Annotated in this window: 19 protein-coding genes; 11 read left to right on the forward strand and 8 right to left on the reverse strand. The window is 57.5% G+C overall.

Annotated elements, in window-relative coordinates:
- Positions 1-77: 77 nt before the first annotated feature.
- From ACI3K0_RS00300 to ACI3K0_RS00310, 3 genes are all read right to left on the reverse strand, one after another.
- Positions 78-683 carry a GGDEF domain-containing protein gene (locus tag ACI3K0_RS00300; protein ID WP_404944773.1) on the reverse strand — a complete coding sequence of 202 codons (606 nt, stop codon included), beginning with the start codon at positions 681-683 and terminating at the stop codon, positions 78-80.
- Positions 684-702: 19 nt separating this feature from the next.
- Positions 703-1,551: a response regulator gene (locus tag ACI3K0_RS00305; protein WP_148144316.1), complete on the reverse strand. Its 849-nt coding sequence runs from the start codon at positions 1,549-1,551 to the stop codon at positions 703-705.
- Positions 1,552-1,742: 191 nt separating this feature from the next.
- Positions 1,743-4,247, reverse strand: coding sequence for a mechanosensitive ion channel domain-containing protein (locus ACI3K0_RS00310; RefSeq protein ID WP_404944774.1), 2,505 nt, complete (start codon positions 4,245-4,247; stop codon positions 1,743-1,745).
- A gap of 160 nt (positions 4,248-4,407) precedes the next feature.
- Here ACI3K0_RS00310 and ACI3K0_RS00315 point away from each other — a divergent pair, with 160 nt between their 5' ends.
- Positions 4,408-4,659, forward strand: coding sequence for a GlsB/YeaQ/YmgE family stress response membrane protein (locus tag ACI3K0_RS00315; RefSeq protein ID WP_148144315.1), 252 nt, complete (start codon positions 4,408-4,410; stop codon positions 4,657-4,659).
- A 49-nt stretch (positions 4,660-4,708) separates the two neighbouring features.
- Here ACI3K0_RS00315 and ACI3K0_RS00320 read toward each other — a convergent pair whose 3' ends face one another.
- Entirely contained in the window at positions 4,709-5,203 is a 495-nt protein-coding gene (locus tag ACI3K0_RS00320) for a heme-degrading domain-containing protein (protein WP_404944775.1), read from the reverse strand.
- A gap of 57 nt (positions 5,204-5,260) precedes the next feature.
- Positions 5,261-5,815 (reverse strand): FMN reductase, encoded by a 555-nt coding sequence (gene msuE, locus ACI3K0_RS00325; RefSeq protein WP_183821641.1) that lies wholly within the window; start codon positions 5,813-5,815, stop codon positions 5,261-5,263.
- A gap of 747 nt (positions 5,816-6,562) precedes the next feature.
- Between msuE and ACI3K0_RS00330 the strand changes: the two genes are divergently transcribed.
- Positions 6,563-7,198: a TerC family protein gene (locus ACI3K0_RS00330; protein WP_404945105.1), complete on the forward strand. Its 636-nt coding sequence runs from the start codon at positions 6,563-6,565 to the stop codon at positions 7,196-7,198.
- Positions 7,199-7,248: 50 nt separating this feature from the next.
- On the opposite strand, the gene bcp is transcribed toward ACI3K0_RS00330, so the two are convergent.
- Complete coding sequence (gene bcp / locus ACI3K0_RS00335) at positions 7,249-7,716, reverse strand: thioredoxin-dependent thiol peroxidase (protein WP_183821640.1); 468 nt, start codon at positions 7,714-7,716, stop codon at positions 7,249-7,251.
- 112 nt (positions 7,717-7,828) lie between these two features.
- Between bcp and ACI3K0_RS00340 the strand changes: the two genes are divergently transcribed.
- Positions 7,829-11,230 (forward strand): DUF3971 domain-containing protein, encoded by a 3,402-nt coding sequence (locus ACI3K0_RS00340; protein WP_404944776.1) that lies wholly within the window; start codon positions 7,829-7,831, stop codon positions 11,228-11,230.
- A 52-nt stretch (positions 11,231-11,282) separates the two neighbouring features.
- Here the strand turns inward: ACI3K0_RS00340 and tyrS are convergent, their stop codons facing one another.
- The gene (tyrS, locus tag ACI3K0_RS00345) at positions 11,283-12,536 is read right to left on the reverse strand and encodes a tyrosine--tRNA ligase (protein WP_183821638.1); all 1,254 of its coding nucleotides are present in this window, start codon (positions 12,534-12,536) and stop codon (positions 11,283-11,285) included.
- A 207-nt stretch (positions 12,537-12,743) separates the two neighbouring features.
- Between tyrS and ACI3K0_RS00350 the strand changes: the two genes are divergently transcribed.
- The 3 genes from ACI3K0_RS00350 (at position 12,744) to ACI3K0_RS00360 (ending at position 16,167) form a co-directional block, all read left to right on the forward strand.
- Positions 12,744-14,045 (forward strand): M23 family metallopeptidase, encoded by a 1,302-nt coding sequence (locus ACI3K0_RS00350; protein WP_404944777.1) that lies wholly within the window; start codon positions 12,744-12,746, stop codon positions 14,043-14,045.
- A gap of 182 nt (positions 14,046-14,227) precedes the next feature.
- Positions 14,228-15,742 carry a DEAD/DEAH box helicase gene (locus ACI3K0_RS00355; protein WP_148144308.1) on the forward strand — a complete coding sequence of 505 codons (1,515 nt, stop codon included), beginning with the start codon at positions 14,228-14,230 and terminating at the stop codon, positions 15,740-15,742.
- Positions 15,742-16,167 carry an NUDIX domain-containing protein gene (locus tag ACI3K0_RS00360; protein WP_148144307.1) on the forward strand — a complete coding sequence of 142 codons (426 nt, stop codon included), beginning with the start codon at positions 15,742-15,744 and terminating at the stop codon, positions 16,165-16,167. Before ACI3K0_RS00355 ends, ACI3K0_RS00360 begins: the two co-directional genes overlap by 1 nt.
- A gap of 175 nt (positions 16,168-16,342) precedes the next feature.
- Here the strand turns inward: ACI3K0_RS00360 and ACI3K0_RS00365 are convergent, their stop codons facing one another.
- Positions 16,343-16,669: a TfoX/Sxy family protein gene (locus ACI3K0_RS00365; RefSeq protein ID WP_148144306.1), complete on the reverse strand. Its 327-nt coding sequence runs from the start codon at positions 16,667-16,669 to the stop codon at positions 16,343-16,345.
- Between the two features lie 198 nt (positions 16,670-16,867).
- Here ACI3K0_RS00365 and ACI3K0_RS00370 point away from each other — a divergent pair, with 198 nt between their 5' ends.
- The 5 genes from ACI3K0_RS00370 (at position 16,868) to ACI3K0_RS00390 (ending at position 22,552) form a co-directional block, all read left to right on the forward strand.
- Positions 16,868-17,962 carry a branched-chain amino acid ABC transporter substrate-binding protein gene (locus ACI3K0_RS00370; RefSeq protein WP_404944778.1) on the forward strand — a complete coding sequence of 365 codons (1,095 nt, stop codon included), beginning with the start codon at positions 16,868-16,870 and terminating at the stop codon, positions 17,960-17,962.
- A 56-nt stretch (positions 17,963-18,018) separates the two neighbouring features.
- On the forward strand, positions 18,019-18,687 hold the full coding sequence (gene rpe / locus ACI3K0_RS00375) for a ribulose-phosphate 3-epimerase (protein WP_183821635.1): 669 nt from the start codon (positions 18,019-18,021) through the stop codon (positions 18,685-18,687).
- A gap of 96 nt (positions 18,688-18,783) precedes the next feature.
- Positions 18,784-20,091, forward strand: a complete 1,308-nt coding sequence (gene purB, locus ACI3K0_RS00380; protein ID WP_148144303.1) for an adenylosuccinate lyase — start codon at positions 18,784-18,786, stop codon at positions 20,089-20,091.
- A gap of 31 nt (positions 20,092-20,122) precedes the next feature.
- The gene (locus ACI3K0_RS00385; RefSeq protein ID WP_148144302.1) at positions 20,123-20,677 is read left to right on the forward strand and encodes an alpha/beta hydrolase; all 555 of its coding nucleotides are present in this window, start codon (positions 20,123-20,125) and stop codon (positions 20,675-20,677) included.
- 120 nt (positions 20,678-20,797) lie between these two features.
- Positions 20,798-22,552, forward strand: a complete 1,755-nt coding sequence (locus ACI3K0_RS00390) for a diguanylate cyclase (protein ID WP_404944779.1) — start codon at positions 20,798-20,800, stop codon at positions 22,550-22,552.
- The last annotated feature ends 3 nt before the right edge of the window (positions 22,553-22,555 follow it).

Here is a 22,555-nt window from a genome sequence, read left to right on the forward strand (position 1 = left end):
CAAGGGCATAAAAACAGCAACGCCGGCAAGCAATCTCACGCCCTGCCGGTGTTGCGGGATCTACGCCTCCGATCCGCTTAATGAGCAGCGACCGCAAACGTATGATCGGAGACGACTTGATTGCGGCCGGACATTTTTGCCATGAACAGAAACTGTTCCGCCGCATTGAGATAATTATCGAACGTTTCAGGCCCGTAGACTTCGGCAACGCCGACCGAAACGGTGACATTGATCATCTCGCCCTTCCAGCCGATGGGCCGTAGCGACAGCTCATACCGCAGGCGATCAAACGCCTCCGTCGCCCTATCGGAGTTCAACCCGACGAGAAGAAGGCCGAACTGGTCCTGCCCGAGATGGGCGACGGATATGTCTAAATCAGAGGAGAGCTGGATAAGATTGCTGCCGAATTCCTGAAGCACGTAATCGGCACAATCTGGACCGTGCTGCTCGGAAATCCTGAACAGCCGGTCTATGTCGATGATCGCGATAGAGCACGCCCGCTCCCCCTCGATGCAATCGGACACGATCGGCGCCCCCAGCCGATAGAAGTCCTCTATAGACAACATTGTACGACCTGCAGCAACGTTAGGGCGATACGCTCCGTCAATCGCTTCGATGGCGCCTTGCACCGTAAAGCTATTAGGATCTGACCGTTGACGTTTTTGGCTTACAATGTAGGGCATGCGGCACCTGTCTCAGCGTTCAGGCGACATTCTTGATATCGCCGACGCTTCGAGCAGACCGCATCGAACGGATCTGTATGAGCGTGTCGAGGTTCTGGTTGACACGGCAATAGAACTCTTCGTCGATGAACGGTCGCAACATGAAATCGTTGCCGCCAGCTTTCAGGAAGCGGGCGGACAGATGCCGGTCGGAAGACGACGACACGCCGATGATCCGCAACTCGTGTGAGCCGCGAACCGACCGAATGCGGCGGGTGAGTTCGAAGCCGTCGATATCGGGCATGTTGTAATCGGTGATGACCAGGCCGATATCGCTGTTCTTCTTGAGTATTTCGAGCGCCTTGGCACCGTTTTCGGCTGTGCTGACGCGGAAATTGTACCGCTTCAGGCGGCTGGAAAGAAGCGCCCGCGCAGTTGGACTGTCATCGACGATCAATACATGATGGCGATGATTGGTAAGGAACCTGCATACGGACTCGGCCAGCATCTCGACGGCGAACACGTTGTCCTTGAGAATGTAGTCGACAATGTCCTTTGTGAGCAGCTTGTCGCGCGTTTCCTGATGAAACGTACCGGTGAATACGATCGTCGGAATAGATAGATCGATCAGGTATTCCAGCGCCTCTCCGTTTTCCGCTCCGGGCAGATTGATATTGGAGATCGCGAGCATGATCGGATCGGTCGACCGATCATATGCGAGCTGAAGATCCTCGAAATTACGACATATCTCGATGTCGATGTCGAACAGCTCCTTGAGCCGCATGCCGATCATCGAAGTGAAGACATTGGAGTCCTCGGCCAGAAGAATGCGGGATTTACCAAGCGATTCACCGGAATACTGCATCCCGGAAATACCAAGGAATGTCATTGTCGACCCTTACAAATAAAATCATGCCCCTAAACACGGTTTTATTCGGCGTGATTTGCGGAACGGTTAACTCGCCGGCTCAATTCAAAACAAATCGAGCCGGGAGAACGATCTCGTTATCAATTAGGTCAATGAATCATGGCGATGTATGCTTAACCGGAAGAAAAGTCGGTGGTTAAAGCAAACTCTCGTTACGCTCCGCCCCGTACGTCAGGCTCATCCGGAAGAATAGGAAGACCGCGGTGATAGACGACTTCCGACCGAGGGAACGGTATCTCCACGCCCTGCTCGCGGAAGCGTTTTAATATCTCGATGCGTATAGCGTTGCGAATACGCAGCCCTTCGGACATGTCGGCCAGATGGAAGCGCAGTTCGAAATCCAGCGACGATCCGCCAAATGCCAGAAACTCGACATGCGGCCCAGGATTCCGAAGGATCTCCGGCACTTCCGAAACGATATCCAGCAGAATCGCCATTACCTTTTCCGGGTCGCTTTCGTAGCTGGTCGAAACCTTGATTTCGGATCTTTGTATCCGGTTCTTCAGCGTCCAGTTGCCCACGGCCGCATTGATGAGGTCGGAATTCGGAACGATGATAGCCTGCTGGCGAAACGTCTCGATTTCCGTGGCGCGAACGGAAATTCGTTTCACGATGCCTTCCGTTGTTCCCGTCACGACATGGTCACCGACCTTGAAAGGTCGTTCGACCAGCAGGATCAGGCCGGACACGAAGTTCGACACGATGTTCTGCAAGCCGAAACCGATACCGACGGAAAGCGCCGAAGCAACGAGAGCGAGGTTTGAAAGGTTGATACCGGCCGCCGAAACGCCGACGATTACCGCGAGCCCGACACCCAGATAACCGATACCCGTCTTTACCGAGTTCCGGACGCCTATATCGACATGGCTGCGGGCAAGAACGTTTCCGTCGATCCATTTCTGCGCCCAACGGGTAAGGATGTAGCCCAGCGCGAACAGGAGCAAGCCGCCGAATATGCCGACGATCGAAATCGAGATGCTGCCGATCCGGAATTCCGTGAAGAAGCTGACGACCCAGGACTCGATATCCGTGATCTGGAAACCCCAGGTAATCAGGATCAGCGGAATGCCGAGCGCCAACGCGATGGCGTAGATTCCGAGACCGACCAGCAGCCCCGCCTGGTCAAGCCCGACGTCACCGAAGCGATGCCGCTCCACCAGCCGCCGTCCAAGGGCAGTATCATTGAATGCGCCGCGCTTCGAAATCGCCTTGCCTGACAGAAGACCGATATAGATGAGCGCAAGCACCGCTCCGGTTAGAACGATCTGCGTTGAGGCGAAGCGCGCAAGCCCGACATATCCCGCAATCACGCATAACAGCAGCAGCCCGCCCATGACACGCAAGGTGACCGAGAAATAACGAGGCCAGGGACGCCCCTGCCCCGTAGCATCCTCGCCCTCGGCCATGACCGGGCGGATGAACGATATTGCGATAAGAATGAAACCGATAACGACCGAGGCGATCAGGCTTTTTGCGATCGTCAGCACCAGCGGCGAACCGAGCGCCACGCTAACGGCACCCAACAGGTAGTCCAGTCCGTTTGTCACCGCCATGGCGATGATCGCCAGACTGAGCAGGCGCGCGCCCCTGTCCGTAATCCTGACCAGCCTCCAGCCCGTCTCGTGCGGAGCAAGCGCCGCATAGGTCAGCTTCCAGACGAAATGCACGAACCAGATAAAGCCGAAGAATGTCGCGATCATGGGCGCCACATCCGGGCGCAGCACGTTGAATCCTTCAAGGAAAAGATAGGAGGTTACCAGAAATGCCGCGAAGGTGATGCTGTGCATGACCGTCGACCAGAACGTATAGGAAAGGCGCTTGATATAAGCGGGGTTATCGCTGTTGCTGCGCTGAAGAAAACGGCCGAAGAGCCGATATCCGCCAGCGAGGAAAAGGAACGCCGCCCCGACGGAGAGTGCGATCGCACCAAGCAGCGAAAAAGCCTTGAACCTGAAGACGAAACTTCCCCAGCTTCCGATTGTCGAATAAAAATTTCGCATTTCGGTGACGAACGCATTGCCCGCATCGACAAAAGCGTCGGGCGTCAACTCCGTATGCCGGAACAATGTCTGCGCAAATAGCGTTCGGCGCAGATTGGTGATCATGTTGGCGAGTTGCGTCGCGCTGTTTGACAGGCTGCCCGCATCATCGACGATCAGGTTGAGCTGAGACCGCTCGTTCTCCAGTTTGCTTCTCTCCTCCGCGACTGCCGGCGCTTCTGCCGGCTGACCCGCGGCAGGCGGCTCCCCGAGGCTGGTCAGGCGCCCCTGGATCTGTTCGACGCGCACCTTCATCGCATCCGAAGCGACGCGCATCTCCTCGACGATCGCTTCCGCCTTCACTCTTATCTCCGCAAGCTTTGCATCGTCATCCGGCGTGCTTTGCACGCTTTCGCGAAACGCGTTGAGCTGCTGCCTCAAGCCATCCAGCTTGTCCTTCATCTCGATATTGATGGAGTCACTCGTGACATCGGTCGGCGTGGACTGATCCCCTTGGGCCTGCACCGATGACTGCGCCTCAGGCGAAGACTGAGCCGCTGCATTGTGAACAGAGATCGAAGAAACGGCGAGCAACAGGGTCAGGACAATCGGCAGGCGCCCGTGGCGGCGATCAAAAGCTTTGCCGAAAAGGCGTCTGAGGAAAAAGGATGGGGTCACGGGTCTCTCGTCTTGCTAACCGAATCGGCTGGCAAAATAGGAGCTGTTCAAGGCGAAGAAAAGGAATGTTGCCTTTCTAAAAAAACGAACGGGAACTCTGGAACATTTTGGCGCGTTACCTGCCGCACCCCAAGGACAGGATTAAAGAAAGGGTAAGGACATGGAAGACGCAGGTATCGGCTGGATCGCAGCCATCATCATCGGCGGCATCGCCGGCTGGCTCGCCGAAAAATTCATGAAGAGCGACATGGGCATCTTCATGAACATCATACTGGGCATCGTCGGTGCAATTGTTGCGAATGCCATCCTTAGCGTGTTCGGCGTCGTCTTGGGCGGATGGATCGGATATCTGATCGCCGGCTTTATCGGCGCCTGCATTCTGATCGCCATTGCCCGCGTCTTCAGACGCTGAGAAACGCAATCGCCATGTCGGCCGGCATTACCCGGCCGACAGAGGCCTTTCAGGCCGCAAGCGCGATTTTCAACGCATCGTGACCCAGTATCTCGGCGAGAACCTCGACCACGAGATTATGATCCTCCCGTTGCGGCAAGCCCGAGACAGTTACCGCGCCAATACAGCCGGTACCGGCAACGGTAATCGGAAAACTCCCCCCATGGGCGGCATAATCCGCATCTGAGAGACTGAACTTGTCTTCCAGGGTCGCACCCTGCAGCTCGAGCTTGCGTCCGACAGAGTAGCTCGAACGGAGAAAATGCAACGCGACATTTCGCTTGCGGCGTATCCAGCGTGCATTGTCGGCAGTCGATCCCGCCAGGGCGCTATAAAACAGGGGCATGGCATGCAGCGTGACATCGATCGCAACCGGCAGAGCACGTTCGCTTGCGACACGCCTCAACCGCTCCCCAAGACTCCAGCCGGCATCACAATCGAACCTGTCGAACACCAGCAGTCTTTCCTGCTCGGCGATTGCCCTTATGTCGTTTTCCACTGACATTTCTTTCCCTCCCTGACCTGCCTGATAATTAAGGTCGAATAGCGCTCTGGTGCAGAGCTAATCGCCTATCGGCCCGCTCTTACGGGAAACGAAGGCCGCGAGTTCGTCGATAGCAAAACCGATCCGTTCCAGCAGCGCGGAGGAGACGATCTCATGACCGGAAAAATCCCGGTTGGATGCATAGATCGCCGTCGGGATCGTATGCGCCATGAAAAATCCGAACAACGGGCGCAGTTGATGTTCGACCATCAGTGCATGCCGCTCACCGCCACCCGTGGCAGCAATGAGAACAGGCTTGCCGCGCAATTGCTCGGGATCGATCAGATCTATGAAATGTTTGAACATCCCGGGATAGCTGCCCTTGTATGTCGGCGAACCGATGACAAGCAGGTCAGACTCGACGACCGCCTTGAGAACAGCCGCGGCATCTGCGTCGAGATCATTCTGTGATTTAGCCAGACCCAGCGTATCCCCGACATCCGTAAGATCGAAGACGGATCTGGTGAGGTTGTACCGATCGCAAGCAAGGTCGGCGATATACTCCACAAGTGCAGATGTCTTGGACGGCCGACCGTAACTTCCCGAGAACCCAACAAGTTTCAACTGCGTCATTCAATTATCCAGTTACAAATCTCCGCAAGGACAGGACATATCACCCGACCTACCCTTTCAACAACCATCCGCAAGAGCGAGATGCTGTTGTAGCCCTGACACCTCGTTTCCGGGATGATTGTTACCCCATCGTCCCGTGAAGGAACCGGAAAAATTGACTTAACCGGGAGGGCTTTGGGACAAAATTATAGTCGCGGGCGGCAGGCAGCAAGCCACTGGAGTTGATGCAGACATTCGTTTGGCCGCCAAAAGATCTCGGGTTCGTTAGCACCTCGCAGCGTCGGCACATCATCAGCAAGCTTGTCCGGGAAAGCGAAGGTTACAAATCGAATCATCGGCCTGCCGTGAATGATGACAAAAACGACAGTTAAGCCCCCTCCGCCTCCTCTTACGGCTCTAAAGTGCGACAAATTATGAAATCTTCACATCGAAAATTCGAAATATCCGAGCCGACAGAAAGGGTAGCTCCGTGATCAAAAAAGCAGATCGGCAACCAGCACGTTATCTGGATAGGGAAAACGCGCGCCGAGTCCGATCATCACAACCATAAGAAGAATTAGCCATTGGAAACCTGAGCATAAATCACCCTAAGGTGCGACGGGTAATGCGCTTGCCATGCCCTCATTAGGCGAATAATTGCCGATATCGTTGACGAGCACTCGCTATTCGCTTGCCGGGAGCCCATCCGACACTCCTGCTGCAATCTCATGTCAAAACGATAACGGGCATAAAAGGTAACGCCTCATGATGGAACTGTTCACGGCCGCCGGATTCATGGCGCTACTAGAAGTCATCGCGATCAATCTTGTTCTTTCCGGTGACAACGCAATCGTTATCGGGCTTGCCGCCGCCGGGCTTCCTGCGCATCTGCGGCAAAAGGCTATTCTCTTCGGCATTATCGCTGCCACCGTCTTGCGGCTCATCTTCGCGGTCATCACCACATATCTGCTCGGCATTCCAGGGCTGCAGCTCATCGGCGGCCTTCTCCTCGGTTGGGTGTGCTGGAAGATGTGGTCGGAACTTCGCGTTGCGCATAACGACGGCTCTCCCGAAACCGCAGATGGAGCCGCATCGCGCGCGCCGGAAAAGACATTTTTCCAGGCAGCCATGCAGATCGTGCTCGCCGACGTCTCGATGTCGCTGGATAACGTCCTCGCTGTGGCAGGCGCTGCACAGGGCCATTCCACGGTCCTGGTCATCGGCCTGATCGTGTCGATCGCGCTGATGGGCGTCGCCGCGAATTTTGTCGCAAAGCTTCTCTCCCGTTTCCGCTGGATCGCCTATCTCGGCCTGATCATCATCGTCTACGTGGCCCTGAGCATGATTTACCACGGTTTCGACGAGGTTCTGCCGATGGTCTACAGCTATGTTTCCGGCGCCTAAACACGTCGCCTGAAAAGTTGGCCCGGCAGTTCTTGCCGGGCCAATTTGCGTTACAACGCCTTCACCGCCGCCAGAACATCTTCTGCGTGGCCGGCAACTTTCACCTTCGGCCAGATCCGGGCAACCTTGCCTGCAGGATCGATCAGGAAGGTTGTACGTTCGATCCCCATATACGTCTTTCCGTACATGCTCTTCTCTTTCCACACGCCATAAGCCTGCGAGACCGCCGTGTCCTCGTCGGATCCCAACGCGATGGTCAATTCGCGTTTGCTGACAAAATTGTCATGCTTCTTCACGCTGTCGGCGGACACCCCGACAATCGCCGCGCCAGCTTTGTCGAACTCTGGCAGGAGTTGCGAAAACGAGATCGCTTCGGTCGTGCAGGCCGTTGTGTCATCCTTGGGGTAAAAATAGAGCACCAGCCGCTTGCCGCGAAAACTCGCCAGAGAAATGGTCTGGGCGCCATTTCCGGGCAGCGTGAAATCCGGTGCATCATCGCCGATATTCAGGTTCGCCATGGTTTTCCTTTCTTTTGCCAGCATCTTGAGTGAATGTTGCGGCCATGGGTATATACAGCCCGAAGAGGCGTCCAGATCAGCTTGGATGTGAAAAGAACGAGTTCTTCACTGAATGGCGGAAATACGTGGCGAGAAGATCGATTTCAGCAGGAAGGACATTGTCCCGCTGCATGAGCTTCCGTCCGCCCAGGCTGAAGACCCTATCATCGTTCACTGCCCTCCGCACAGCACGAGAACCTGGCGTTTCTGCAAGTCCATAGTGCTTTTCGCCGTCTTGATTATGGTCGCCATCGGCAGCGCTGTGTTTGCCATCGAAGGTGGCATAGTCGACGGTACGCTGACCAGCCGCGCTCAGTCTGCCCTGAACAATGCGATCGGTCCCCGCTACGTTTCCAACGTCGGCTCCGCGGCGATCCGTTTTGATTCGGATTTCCGTCTGGCGATCGAAGCACGCGACGTCGACATCGTTGAACGCGCAACCGGTCAGCACTTGAGCCGTGCAGGCGCCCTGCGAATGGCCGTGGATCCACTCGCGCTGCTCGGGGGGCGCATATCGATCAACAGCATATCGGCGCAGTCGATCCGCCTCGAAACGGCGCAGCTGCCGGAAGGCGACCCAATCGCGCTCGCCAAGGTTCGGGTCGACGCGGTTCCGCAGCTGCTTGAGCAAGCATTCCAGAGGCTCGATGAGGCACGGGGCCTGATCGAGCGAACGGGTACCGCCTCCATCCGCCTCGCAGGCATCGAGATCGTCCTTCCGGCAGCCCCCGGCCGCAAACCAAAGGTCGTCAAGGTCAACGATCTCGAGCTTGCGCGCAATGCAACGGGCGAGATCGGTATTGACGGCACCGTCAGCATCAACGACCGGGAAGCGAAGCTCACGGCCGCATCAAAGACGGTCGATGGCGTAACTGCCGCCCTGTCCGCGCGCCTGTCCGGGCTGGAGGTAACCCCATTCCTGTTGCAGCGAACAGAAGATGGTCAGCCGCGTGAAGGCCTCGAGAGCTCAGTCGATTTCGACATGTCCGCAGAGCGCTCCCGCGGTGATGCCCAAAAGCCGGCGATGACGGCAACCTTGACCAATTCGCCAGGCAATTTCTACTTCGATGGCATCCAGCAGACATTCAGCGGCGCCACCATCAATGTCGCCTATGACTTCGCCAAGAACTCGATCGAAATCATGAATTCGGAGGCAAGTTTCGGTCCGACTGTCGTGCCGTTCACTGGTGCGGTTATAGATCTTAATCGCTTGAATGAGAGCGACAAGCGTTTCGGCTTCGGCCTCGATCTCCTCGTTCGCGGAGGTAGAGCGATCGGCGCTTCTCAGGGAGAGAAGCCGGCCGATTTCGACCTTAAGGCAACCGGGCGTTATCTGTCTGCCGACCGCCAGCTTGAATTCGACGAGATGACAGTGGCAAGCCCACTCGGTCATATGGCCGCCGCCCTCAAGGTCCGCTTTGGCAAACAGTCTCCCGAGATCAGCTTTGGGGGCCAGATCCCCCAGATGCAGGTGACAGGCGTAAAACAGCTCTGGCCCTTCTGGATGGCGCGCAAGCCGCGCGACTGGGTTATGGCGAATATGTTTGGCGGTAACGTCACGAATGGCACGATCGCTGTCTTCATCCCCGCGGGGCGCATGAAGGGTCCGGGTATTCCCATGGAGCTCGATGCGAACGAATTGCAGATCGGATTCGGGGTTACCGACACACGTCTCAACCTGCCGGGTGAAGTCCCGCCTCTGCGCGATCTTGCGGGAAAATTCTCTCTGAAAGGCCAGGAGATGCTCGTCGATGTCAGCAAGGCGGCATCCTATGCGCCTTCCGGTCGGGTCGTCACCGTCGAGAGCGGACGCTTCGCCATCCCGTCAACATATGCCAAGCCATTGATGGCAGATCTGACGCTGAAGATTTCTGGACAGGCTGACGCGATCACCGAGCTTGCCAACTTCAAGCCGATGAATGCCTTGAAGGGCACCAGCTTCAAGCCTGAAGATTTTTCGGGAAATGCCAAGGCAGATATTCATGCTCGTTTCGGACTGATCTCGGATCATAATCCGCCCAAACCTACCTGGAATGCCCAAATCCGCCTTGATGGAGTTAATCTCGCGACACAGATGGAAGGGCACAAGATCGGCGCACTGACCGGGCTTTTGACCGTAGACAACCAGTCTGCAAAACTGACCGCGAACGGGACCGTGGACGACATTCCAGCCGAATTCGCCGTTACCGAACCTGTCGATCAGAACTCTGGCGTAAAGCGCGAGCGCGTTATCAAGGCGACGCTCAATAATGCCCAGCGCGATAAGCTCGTGCCCGGCCTCTCGGACATGGTAGAAGGCCAGATCGTTGCCGAACTCACGCGCATCGATGAAAAGCATCAAGCAGTTACGCTCGATCTCAGCCGCGCCGAGCTAACTGTGCCATGGATTGGCTGGACCAAGGGTAGCGGCATCGGCGCCAAGGCCCAGTTCGAGGTATCCAGTGATGCCGGAAAGCAGACGACCTTAAGCGGCTTTCAGCTCACCGGTGAGAGTTTTGGCGTCAGGGGCGACGTGCAACTGGCCGATGGGGCCTTGACGACGGCATCGTTCTCCCACGTGCAGCTGTCGCCGGCTGATAATTACAGCCTTAGCGTCAAGCGCTCGAAAGGTGCCTACGAAATCTCGATCGGCGGAAACGCCGTAGACATGCGGCCAATCATCACCATGATGCGCGCCAACAATGGCAATGCAGCGGCCGGCAGCAATGAGGGCAGCAGCACAATCTTGCGCGCACAGGTTGATCGCGTTGTCGGTTTCAACGATGAGCAGCTTTCGAATGTCGCATTGAATTTCTCCTCACGGGGGTCAAACATCGTCCGTGCTGATTTGAGCGCCATAACAGGAAGCGGACAAGCACTCGTCAGCCAGATGTCCCGCGGCGATACCATCTCGGTCACGAGCGGCGATGCAGGTTCGGTAGCACGCTTTGCCGACCTCTATGACAACATGAGCGCGGGATTGCTTAATCTGAAACTGAAAGCGCGAGGAAGCGATTGGGTTGGCTCGCTGGACATCCGCAATTTCCAGCTGCGCAATGAAGAGCGCCTGCAGTCCCTCGTGTCGACACCCGTCGGCGAAGATGGCCAGAGCCTCAACTCCGCGGTAAAAAAGGATATTGACGTCAGTTCGGCACGTTTCCAGCGCGGCTTCGCTGCATTGGTCTACCGCGACGGCGCGTTATCAGTCGCCAATGGCGTTGTGCGCGGAGAACAGATCGGTGCCACTTTCCAGGGCAAATTGCGGGACGCCAATGGCAATATGGAGATGACCGGTACGTTCATGCCTGCTTACGGCTTGAACAGGCTTTTCGGTGAACTTCCGCTGATTGGCGCGATCCTTGGAAATGGCCGGGATCGCGGCCTTCTGGGCATCACCTTCAAGCTCGAAGGTGCGTTCGACAAGCCGCGACTGACGATAAACCCACTTTCGCTCATAGCCCCCGGCGTGTTCCGCCAGATCTTCGAATTCCAGTGACGAAAAAGGCCGCTCGAAAGCGGCCTTTGATCTTCTGTTTCCGAGGTCTATCTCAGGCCGGACGAACCAGGATATGCTTCTTCTTGCCGAGCGACAGCTTGATCACGCCATCGGCAGTCACTTCGCCGGAACCGATCACCTTGCGCTCGTCGGAAACCGCCACGTCATTGATCCGCACCGCACCGCCCTGAACGTGACGACGGGCTTCACCGTTCGATGCGGCAAGACCAGCCTTGACGATCAGCGCCAGCAGGCCGACCCCGGCTTCCAGCTCGCCCTTTGCAACATCGATCGACGGCAGATTGTCGGCAAGCGCACCCTCCTCGAAGGTCTTGCGAGCCGTTTCTGCCGCCTGCTCGGCATTTTCGCGACCGTGCAGCATGGCCGTCACTTCGGTCGCGAGAATCTTCTTGACTTCGTTGATCTCAGAACCAGCCAGCGCCGAAAGCCGTGCGATCTCGTCCATCGGCAACGTCGTGTAAAGCTTGAGGAAGCGCGAAACGTCGGCATCCTCGGTATTGCGCCAGTACTGCCAGAAATCATAGGCCGACAACATGTCGGGATTCAGCCAGACAGCGCCGTTCAGCGACTTGCCCATCTTGGCGCCTGAAGCGGTCGTCAGAAGTGGCGAGGTCAGCGCGTAGAGCTGCGGCGTGCCCATCCGGTGACCGAGATCGATGCCGTTGACGATATTGCCCCACTGATCCGAGCCGCCCATCTGCAGACGGCAGTCGTAACGCTTGTTCAACTCTACGAAGTCGTAAGCCTGCAGGATCATGTAGTTGAATTCGAGGAAGGACAGCGACTGCTCCCGGTCAAGGCGCGTCTTGACGCTGTCGAAGGACAGCATGCGGTTGACCGAGAAATGGCGACCGACATCCCGCAGGAATTCAAGGTAGTTGATCTCGCGCAGCCAGTCGCCGTTGTTGATCATCATGGCATCCTTCGCGCCCTCCCCGTAGGAAAGGTAATTGGCGAAGACGCGCTTGATCGAGGCGATGTTGCTTTCGATCGTGTCGATCGTCATCAGCTGGCGGGCATCGTCCTTGAACGACGGATCGCCGACCATGCCGGTGCCGCCGCCCATCAGCGAGATCGGCCGGTGACCGGTCTGCTGCATCCAGTGCAGCATCATGATCTGGATAAGTCCGCCGGCATGAAGAGAAGGCGCTGTCGGGTCAAAGCCGATATAGGCCGTCACGGTTTCCTTGGCGAACAGTTCGTCGAGACCTGCCTCGTCGGAGATCTGGTGAATGAAGCCGCGCTCATCGAGCGTGCGAAGGAAATCGGACTTGAACCTGGACATCTCTCTACTCTGTGGATGTGTTTTTAAGTTGCGAAACGGCATCTAGCACCGTTCTTTGGCATAATCACTTTAAAAGTGATCCCCTTGCCCCAACGGCATCGCGCGATCGCTAACCAATTCCCGATACACAAGACTTCATTAACCTTAAGGATGTGTAATCCCCTCAAGCAAGCATCGGATTTGATTCAGCCTTTTCAGGAGCAATACGTGACGCACCGAGCCGAAAACAAGGTTTTTGGAAAACGGGCAGCGAATCATGTCCTCATTCTCGCAAGTGGCGAGAAAATCCGTCATATGACCATCCGCCCCTGGATGATCGCCTTGACCGTATGTTTTGCAAGCATTCTGACGATAGGTTACCTCGGGGCTACATCTTATCTGGTAATCCGCGATGACCTGATCGGAGCAACGATCGCCCGCCAGGCCCGCATGCAGCATGACTATGAAGACCGTATTGCAGCCCTGCGTGCGCAGCTGGACCGCATTACCTCGCGCCAGCTGCTCGATCAGCAAGTCGTGGAAAAGAAAGTCGAAAAACTGCTTGAGCAACAGGACGCGCTGTTCTCCCGCCACACCAAGCTCGGCTCACTTCTGGATCGCGCCGAAGAAACAGGCCTTCAGCCGGGGGCAGAGCCCCCTGCCGCTGAAATCCCTGCCTTCGCTCCCACCGGTGACGGACGCAGGGCTTCCTTGTCCGGAGGCTCTGCCGCAATCGCCAAGATACTGCAAGGCGGCGAAACTGAAACCAGACTGGCAGTCCTCTCCCCCGTGACCGGCACCGGCTTGCGTGAAGGCGCAGCCGATCGTGCCGACCGGATTTTTTCCAAGGTCACTCTGTCCCTCAAGACGCTCGAAAGCCAACAGCTGACGAAGATCGCGAGCCTGACGACGGGAGCCTCCGAAGCGGCAAATGCCATCACCACAATCCTGCTGCGAAGCGGCGTTGATCTGGATCCGTCAACAGTTAGACAAAATGGCATCGGCGGGCCATATGTCGAACCTCGCCTTCCCGGCAATCGCTTCGACGCGTCGCTAGACGATCTTGATGCGGCGCTGACGCGGCTGGAAAGCGTGCGCGAAACAGCGCGCGACCTTCCGTTTTCCAGTCCGGCCCCCGGACAACCGGTCACCAGCCGGTTTGGAAACAGGGTCGATCCTTTCCTTGGTCGTCTCGCATTGCATGCAGGTATAGATTTTGCCGCCCAGACCGGCGACGAAGTGAAGAGCACCGGCGCCGGCAAGGTCGTCGCAGCAGGCGCCGCTGGTGGTTACGGCAACATGGTCGAGATTGACCATGGTTACGGCATTTCGACCCGTTTCGGCCACCTTTCGAAAATCCTGGTCAATGTCGGAGACGAGATAAAGACGGGCGATGTAATCGGTCGCGCCGGGTCGACCGGACGTTCGACCGGTCCCCATGTTCACTACGAAGTGCGCCGAAATGGACAGGCAGTTGATCCGATGCATTTCCTCAATGCCGGCATGAAGCTCACAACGTATCTCGAGTAGCAAGGTCAGCCATTCACGCGGCGTATCGCCGCGCGGTTGCTTTCATTCACCAAAACCACTGCCACCCTGGCGGGTTTTCTTGACTTTCCAGCATTTTGGTCATATGTCGCGCCCTGTTGTCGCCCCATTTGAGCGTAGCGACGGATCATGTTCTTCTTGAACGGAACGGAATAGTATTTCCATTGACCACTTTTGCTGATCTTGGCCTGAGCCAGAAAGTTCTTAACGCCGTCACCGACGCCGGCTACACGATACCCACGCCTATCCAAGCCGGAGCCATCCCGCATGCGCTGCAGCGCAGGGACATTTGCGGTATCGCACAGACAGGAACGGGCAAGACAGCTTCCTTCGTCCTGCCGATGCTGACGCTTCTGGAAAAGGGTCGGGCACGGGCTCGCATGCCGCGAACCCTCATTCTGGAGCCGACCCGGGAACTCGCAGCCCAGGTTGCGGAAAACTTCGAAAAATACGGCAAGAATCACAAACTCAACGTCGCCCTGCTGATCGGCGGCGTTTCCTTCGAGGAACAGGATCGCAAGCTTGAGCGCGGCGCCGATGTTCTGATCTGCACGCCCGGCCGCCTGCTCGACCATTGCGAGCGCGGCAAGCTGCTGATGACCGGCGTCGAAATCCTCGTCATCGACGAAGCCGACCGTATGCTCGACATGGGCTTCATCCCGGATATCGAACGGATCGCAAAGATGATCCCGTTCACCCGCCAGACGCTGTTCTTCTCGGCCACGATGCCGCCGGAAATTCAGAAACTGGCAGATCGTTTCCTGCAGAACCCGGAACGTATCGAAGTCGCCAAGCCGTCTTCGACTGCCAAGACCGTGACGCAGCGCCTCGTTGCTGCACACAACAAGGATTACGAGAAGCGCGCCGTCTTGCGCGAACTCATCAAGGCTCAGGACGACCTGAAGAACGCGATCATCTTCTGCAACCGCAAGAAGGACGTCGCCGACCTGTTCCGCTCGCTGGAGCGCCACGGCTTCTCGGTGGGCGCTCTGCATGGCGACATGGACCAGCGCTCGCGCACGACGATGCTGGCAGGCTTCAAGGACAACCAGATCACCCTGCTCGTCGCATCCGACGTGGCCGCCCGTGGGCTGGATATTCCTGATGTCAGCCACGTCTTCAATTTCGACGTTCCGATCCATTCGGAAGACTACGTTCACCGCATCGGCCGTACCGGCCGTGCTGGCCGTTCGGGTCGCGCGTTCACCATCGTCACCAAATCCGACTCGAAATATCTCGATGCGATCGAAAAGCTGATCGGCGAAAAGATCGAGTGGGAGAACGGTGATCTTTCCGCACTGCCAGCCGCCATGGAAAGCCATGACAGCGATCGCGGCGGACGCAAGGGCGGCCGGGATCGCGGTGGTAAAGACCGCAACCGTGGCAGCCGTCACGAACAACCGGCAGCCGTTGCAGCAGCACCGCAACAGCAGGAAAAGCAAATCGTCACTGAAGAGGCAAGCGTGGAAGCAGTTCTGGAAAATACGAAGTCGGAACGTCGTTCTGACAAGAAAAATCAGCCTGCGAACAACCGCGGCCGCGAGCGCCGTGTCAATCCTGCCAATGACGACAACCGTGATCGCCGCCGTTATCGCGACCATGATGACGGCCCGACCCCGGTCGGCTTCGGCGACGATATCCCAGCCTTCATGCTGATCGTCGCAAACGCAGCGAAGTAATGTCCGCCTTAGCAAAACCGGGCCAGGATTTTCCTGGCCTTGGAGTAGGCCTGGTGATCCGCCGCGCCGATGGGAAAGTGCTGGTCTGTCGTCGCCTGAAGGCGCCCGAAGCGGGTCACTGGAACATCGTCGGCGGCAAGGTCGACATGATGGAACAGGCAGAAGACGCTGCGCGTCGGGAAGCCGAGGAAGAGACCGGGCTGAAGATCGGAAAGATCAGCTTTCTCTGCGTGATCGAAGGCATTCTTGAAGAGGAAGGTCAGCACTGGCTCTCGCTGATCTACGTGACTGACGATTTTTCCGGCGAGCCGGTTCTCACCGAACCTGAAAAACATGAGGATCTGATGTGGATCGACATGAATGAGCCACCGGCGCCTCTGTCGATATTCTCCTCACAAGCCTTTGCGCTGCTCAAATCTCACTAAAAAAGCCGTCCCGGTTGTCCAGGACGGCTCTCTTGATTGAAAATTTTGCAGTATCATCGGATGCTGTCGTCGGCTCGGGCTTGCCCGAACCACATCCCCCATTACCCGACAAGAATATCCTCTGGGTCTTGCAAGCCGCAATACGTTAATTCTCGCACTTGCGAAGAAAATACGATCACGTATCGCGATTGGCTCGAAGCGCTGCTTCAAAGGCCATACGCACCCAGTCTCGCAGCTCGTCAGGATCGTCCAGCGCCGCATTCGGTATGGACCAATAGGGCATGAGAACGGGTTTCCCCTTTTTACCTTCATAGGACCATTGGACCGCACCTGCAGCTCGGAAAGCCGGAGCGCTCGTCTCATCCGCCTTTAACAGTATTTCATCTCGCAGATCGAGGGCGATGATCAGACCCTGATGATAGATCCCCTTGCCGCCGAACATGCGTCGGATGGAAACCGGTCCGAGACCCTCGAACATTTCCTCGATCGCTGCATTGTCCATGCCCCACCCTTCCTTTTGGCTCAGCGCAGTCGAAAGACCGTGCCGGCCAGACGACCCCGATGTCTTGTCACACGAATAGCAAGATTCCGCTCACGATCATGCTAGATTTCGCCCGTGAACTGCCAAAAACGGGAAAAAGCTTGGACGCTCATGCCCTTGCGGGTTAAAGCTGCAGCGAACACGGACTTAAGGAAAAGCATGCCTTCCCTGCGTTTCGATATCGCGATCCTGCTGACTGCAGCGGCTTTCGGATATGTTGCCACGGCAACGACGGTCTCGGCCGCCACCATCGGTGTCGTCGCGCCAAAGACGGGACCTTATGCGTTGCTCGGCATGCAGGTTTTTGAAGGGGCCAGAGCTGCCGCACAAGTCACCGGCGACAGACTTGTCGAAATCGACGAGACCTGCAACGAGACCGGCGGCCCGGAAGCCGCAAAGACGCTTGCCGACGCCAAGGCTTCTATCGCGATCGGATTTCTATGCGTCGAAACGCTGGCCTCCGCTTTGCCGGCGCTGGCCGACAGCAAGATTGCAGCAATCACCATTTCCGTCCGTTCCCGAATCCTGATGGAAGACGCCTTGCGCAATGGCTGGCCGCTTTTCCGCATGGCTCCATCAGAAACTGCCGAGTCCGATCAGATCGCGGCGGTGATCGTCGATCGCTGGAAAGCCGAGCCGATTGCCCTTGTCGACGACGGCACCATCTACGGGCGCGAACTCGTCAGCGCTGTCCGCCAGAAACTCGAACCGATCGGCATCGCGCCGGTGTTCACCGATACGCTTCGGCCGGGCCAGGAGCAGCAGATAGCCCTCATCAGACGGCTGCAGAAAGCCGGCGCAACCCATATACTCGTCGGCGCGGACCGTAACGATGTCGCCGTCATTGCCCGCGATGCCGAAAGAGAAAACATTCCCCTCACCATACTCGGCGGCGATGTCATGAAGGCTGCCAACCGGCCAGTCGCGCTTCGCGACGGCACGCTGGCTGTCACGCTGCCACCTTACCGGACACTCCAGACTGCCGCCAACGCTGCAACATCGCTCGAAAGCCGCCAGATCGAGCCTGAAGGCAACACGCTTCCCGCCTATGCCGCAACCCAACTGGCCAGCCAGACAGCAGAATCCGCAGGCAATGACTGGGGAAAACTCCTGTCCTCCCTAAAAACCGGCACCTTCCAGACCGCAATCGGACAGATCCGCTTCGATGCTGCGCACGAACTGGCGGACAATCCCTATCGTCTTCTGGAATGGCGCAGCAGCGAGTTTTTGCCGCCCGCCTCCGCGACCGAGTAACGATTGCGGCGATCGTCCCGGAATGCTAGTCGGCAGACGACACAGGAGATCCGTCCATGACCTTGCCGCTTCGCATCGCCCCCTCCATTCTAGCTTCCGATTTTTCGAAACTCGGCCAGGAGGTCGCAGACGTCGTCGAGGCCGGTGCAGACTGGGTTCACCTCGATGTCATGGACGGCCATTTCGTCCCCAACATCTCCTTCGGTCCCGATGTCATCAAGTCGCTGCGCCGCTATACGGACGCCTTCTTCGATTGCCATCTGATGATTGCCCCGGTCGACCCCTATCTCGAAGCCTTCGCGAAGGCCGGATGCGACGGCATTACCGTCCATGCCGAGGCCGGCCCGCATCTGCACCGTTCGCTGCAGACGATCCGGTCGCTGGGCAAGAAAGTTGGCGTGACGCTCAATCCAGCTACTCCGGTCTCGGTGCTTGAAGACGTTCTGGACGACGTCGACCTCATCCTCGTCATGAGCGTCAACCCCGGCTTTGGCGGTCAAAAGCTAATTCCATCCGCGCTCGACAAGATCTCCCGCATCAAGTCTCTGATCGGTGACAGACCTATCGAGATTGAAGTCGACGGAGGCATCACGGCTGAAACCATCGGCGCAGCCCGCAAGGCAGGCGCCAATGTCTTCGTCGCCGGATCGGCGGTCTACAAGGGCGCAAACAAGAATGCGTATCGCGACAACATCTCGGCGCTTTTGAAGGCCGCCGAGGCTTGAAAAGCCTTAAACACGGGGCAACGCCCCAAAAAGATTGAGCTTCGCCGTTCTTCTTGATAGAGCGGCGGCAATTCTATCCAAGCAAGCGAGCTGCCCATGATCCCCCGTTATTCCCGACCGGAAATGGTCGCCATCTGGTCGCCGGAAACAAAGTTTCGCATCTGGTTCGAAATCGAGGCCCACGCCTGCGACGCGCTCGCGGCAATCGGCGTGATTCCGAAATCTGCGGCAGAAACAATCTGGGAAAAGGGCGGCAAGGCCGAATTCGATGTCGCCCGCATCGATGAGATCGAAGCCGTCACCAAGCATGACGTCATCGCCTTCCTTACTCATCTGGCGGAATTCGTCGGCCCGGATAGCCGCTTCATCCACCAGGGCATGACATCTTCGGACGTGCTCGACACGACGCTCAACGTCCAGCTCGTGCGCGCCACCGACATTCTGCTTGCAGACATAGATCGTGTTCTGGCTGCTCTCAAGGCTCGCGCCTTCGAACACAAGGATACGGTCCGCATCGGCCGCAGCCACGGCATCCATGCCGAACCGACGACGATGGGCCTGACCTTTGCCCGCTTCTACGCCGAAATGAACCGCAACAAGACACGCCTTCTCGAAGCCCGCGAAGAGATCGCCACCTGCGCAATCTCCGGCGCCGTCGGCACCTTCGCCAACATCGACCCGCGCGTCGAGGAACATGTCGCAGCAGCCCTGGGCCTGAAGCCGGAGCCGGTCTCCACCCAGGTCATTCCGCGCGATCGCCACGCGATGTATTTCGCGATCCTCGGCGTCATTGCCTCTTCGATCGAAAACGTTGCGATCGAAATCCGCCACATGCAGCGCACTGAAGTTCTCGAAGCGGAAGAGTTCTTCTCGCCGGGCCAGAAGGGTTCGTCAGCCATGCCGCACAAGCGCAACCCGGTGCTCACAGAAAACCTCACCGGCCTTTCCCGTCTCGTGCGCATGTCAGTCGTTCCGGCAATGGAAAACGTTGCCCTCTGGCACGAACGCGACATCAGCCATTCCAGCGTCGAGCGCGCCATTGGCCCGGACACGACCGTTACTCTCGATTTCGCCCTTAACCGCTTGGCTGGCGTCATCGAAAAGCTCGTCATCTACCCTGAGAACATGTTGAAGAACATGAACAAGTTCAAGGGCCTGGTCATGAGCCAGCGTGTACTTCTGGCACTCACCCAGGCGGGCGTTTCGCGCGAAGACTCCTATCGTCTCGTTCAGCGGAATGCGATGAAGGTCTGGGAGCGCGGTGCAGACTTCCTTGAAGAACTGCTTGCTGACGAAGAAGTCCGCGCAGCGCTCTCCGAGGAGGAGATCCGCGAAAAATTCGATCTCGGTTATCACACCAAACATGTCGACACGATTTTCAATCGTGTCTTCGGCGAAGCTTGATATAGAAATCGGGAAGGCCCAGATAGGCGGCATGAAAGCATCAGAAGCCGATATCCTCATCATCCCCGGTTACACCAATTCCGGTCCTGACCATTGGCAGACCCGTTGGGAGCAGAAGCTCGCGACGGCCCGCCGGGTGGAACAGGCCGAATGGTCGAAGCCGGTAAAGGAAGACTGGATCCAGCGTCTCGTCGAGGAGGTCAACGCCTCGACGAAACCGGTTGTGCTGGTCGCTCATTCGCTCGGCGTTCCGACGGCGATCCATGCCATCCCGCATTTCAAAAAGCCGGTGGCCGGCGCATTCTTCGTGGCGCCGCCGGATGTGCAGAACCCGAAGATCAGGCCGAAACACCTGATGACATTCGGCCCTTATCCGCGTGATCCGCTTCCTTTTCCCGCCGTTACGATTGCTAGCCGAAACGACCCCTTCGGCTCCTATGATCACGCCGGCGACATTACCAACGCCTGGGGTTCGCTCCTGATCGACGCAGGCGAATCTGGCCACATCAATTCCGAGTCGGGCCACGGCCCGTGGCCTGAAGGCACAATGGTGTTTGCCCAGTTCCTGAGCCGACTGAAAGCCTGACTTCTGGCGATGTGCAGTGCACAACCCGACGTCGTAATTTCGCTTTCGATAGACAATTTTAAAGTTGCCTTAATTCGAATTCACTAACATTGCGCAATTCCTGCGAATGTAGGCGAACAGATGTCATCCAAACCAGTCTTCTATGCCGGCCCGACGATATCACCTTCGAGAGACGCCGGCTCGCTGACCGACCTCTTTGACGCCATTCCCCTTCCCGTAGCACTGCTCGATTGGCAGGCGCGACTGCACCATGCGAACAAGGCTCTCAAGGCGAACTGGTGCCCCTTCGAGGTGGAATTTTTCACCGATCTGATCGATATCGAAGACCGTTCGGATTTTCTCGCCGGGCTTCGCCGCTGCAAGGCTGCCGCTGATGGTCAGATGGAACTGCGCCTGCCGCAGCCGGACGGTACGCTGCGATGGGCTCTCGTCCATCTTGCTCCGACACCGACAGGGCTGGACACGCCTTATCTCGTCGCAGCCTCGTTCGTCGACATAACGGCTTTGAAGACAAGGCTTGCTGATCTCGACATCTGGGAAAGCCGTTGGAACAAGGCGCTCGTCGGGTCGTCGACAGGCGTCTGGGACCATGATTGGAAACGCGGAGAGAAATACTATTCGCCGACATGGCGGCGGATCCGTGGCATGACCGAGGATGATCCTCTTCCCGAAAGCACTCAGGCGTGGCTCGATCTCCTCCATCCGGATGATCGGGATCACGTAATCCACTGCATCGACCGGCAGAATGAAGGCGATCCTGACTATACGGTGTTTGAATATCGCGAGCGCCACAAAGACGGCCATTGGGTCTGGATCGAGTGCCGCGGCGATTGCGTCGAATGGGACGCCGACGGCAAGCCGACGCGCATCGTTGGGACGGATACGGATATCACGGCCCGCAAGCAGGCCGAGGAGGCCACGGCGCGCATGGCAAGACGCCTGGACATGGCCCTCGAAATATCAGGCATCGGCACTTACGAATGTGACCTCACAACCGGTGTCGTCGACTGGGACGACCGCATGTATCGCATCTATGGAGTCGGTCGGCGCGAAGATGTCAGGGTCGGCGGATTGTGGGAAACCTTTTTGCATCCGGCCGATCGCGAACGTGTCTTGAAAAACGTCGATGAACACATGCAAAACGGCGACCGCTTTTCGGATCAGTACCGCGCCGTTCTCCGCGATGGCTCCGATCGCATCATTCGCGCGCGCACCATGACCTTTCAGGACGGGAACGGCCACAAGATGACGGTTGGTGCGAACTGGGATGTCACCGATGATGTCGGCCTGCATCACGAACTGGAGCGTGCCAGAATTCTGGCCGAAGCCAGAAACATCGAACTGGAGGCAGCCAAGGACCGGATCGAGCACAGTGCCATGCATGATTACCTGACCGAGCTCCCGAACCGCCGCTATCTTGACGAGGTGCTCGACCGGATGGCAACGCAATACAGCGGCAGCGAGGCAGGCATCGCGATCCTCCATGTCGACCTTGATCGCTTCAAGCAGATCAATGACCGGCTCGGCCACGACGCGGGAGATGCGATGCTGGTCCATACTGCTCGCATGCTGCGCAGAACACTGAGCGAAGATGACTTCATTGCCCGTGTCGGCGGCGACGAATTCGTCGTTGTGTCGCAGCTGCGCGCCGTCGAGGAGCCGGCATCATCCGTGGCCACCCGCATGATCGACGCCCTGCGCGAGCCGATGATCTATGAGGGGCATCGCTGCCGTGTTGGCGCCAGTATCGGCATTGCCTCCCAGCGCGGCGACGCAATCGACGTACGCCAGTTGCTGCGAAACTCCGATATCGCGCTTTATGAAGCCAAGCGGCAGGGGCGAAACCGCTACGTCTGGTTCACGGCCGTCGCCTGATGC

Source organism: Rhizobium sp. ZW T2_16 (assembly GCF_044987325.1).
Classification (GTDB): Bacteria; Pseudomonadota; Alphaproteobacteria; order Rhizobiales; family Rhizobiaceae; genus Neorhizobium; species Neorhizobium cellulosilyticum.